At 70.5% G+C, this 1,263-nt stretch carries 1 protein-coding gene; it reads right to left on the minus strand.

The annotated features are described in order from the left end of the window. Window positions 1–1,178: AMP-binding protein (locus tag IEJ02_RS47760; protein ID WP_263408058.1), on the minus strand; the 1,178-nt coding region annotated here is incomplete at its 3' end. Window positions 1,179–1,263: the final 85 nt, after the last annotated feature.

The following is a 1,263-nucleotide window of genomic DNA, read 5'->3' on the forward strand; positions in this document are numbered from 1 at the left end:
AGGAACCACAACCGGCTCTGCGCGAACGACAGCGGCAACCGCTCCGGCCGCCGATCACACCGCACGAGCCCGGGCCGCTCCCGGCCCGCCTGACCCGCGCCCCTGGCCACCCGACGCGCCAGCCCGGCCACTGTCGGGGCCTCGCACACCGCCCCCACCGGCAGCTCCACCCCCAGCTCAGACCGCACCCGCGACACCAACCGCGTCGCCAACAACGAATGCCCACCCAGATCGAAGAAACCCTCCTCGACCCCCACCCGCTCCACGCCCAGCACCTCGGCGAACAACCGACACAGCAGCTCCTCGGCCCCATCCCTGGGCGCGGTGTACCCCGAACCACCACCCCCGTGCGGAGCAGGCAAGGCCCGCCGATCCAGCTTCCCGTTCGCCGTCACGGGCAGCCGATCCAGCACCACCCACGCACCCGGCACCATGAACTCCGGCAACCGCCCCCGCACAAACTCCCGCACCACCGCCACATCACACCCAGCCCCAGGCCCGGCAGGCACCACATACGCCACCAAACGCCGATCCCCCGGACGATCCTCCCGCACCACCACCGCCACCTGCCCCACCGACGGATGCGCACCCACCGCACCCTCCACCTCACCCAACTCGATACGGAAACCCCGCACCTTCACCTGATCGTCCGCCCGNACCCGCGTGCTGTCCGTGCCACGGCCGATCGGTACCACCCCGGCGGCCGATCCACCCCTCACCACCCGGTGGTAGGTGGCGATCATCGTGGTCTCGGTGGGGCCGTAGGCGTTCACCACGGCGATGTCGGGGCAGGTGTCGATCACCCGCCGGACCGCTGCGGGGGAGGCTGCCTCGCCCCCCGTCCACACCTCCTCAACGGCCGCGAAGAAGTCGGGAGACTCATCGGCGAGACTGTTGAACAGCGCTGTGGTCGCGAAGACACCTGTGACGCCATGCTCGGCGATCACCTTGGCCATGGAGGCGGTGTCGAGCGGGCCATCGGGCATCAGAACGAGCTTGCCGCCGCGCAGCAGGGGGACCCAGAGCTCGTAGGTGGACGCGTCGAAGGCGAGGGGGGAGTGCACCAGCACGCAGCCGTGTGCGCTGCCGTCGAACGCCTGGTCGCGGGCCAGCGCCACCAGGGCCTGTTGTGTGATCACCACGCCCTTGGGGGTGCCGGTCGAGCCGGAGGTGTACATCACATACGCCGGATGCGACGGACGCAGCGGCGCCAGACGATCCGCGTCGGTCACCTCCCCAACTGGACAACCCGCCACCTCACAC

Source organism: Streptomyces sp. 5-10 (assembly GCF_014712245.1).
Lineage (GTDB): Bacteria > Actinomycetota > Actinomycetes > Streptomycetales > Streptomycetaceae > Streptomyces > Streptomyces violaceusniger.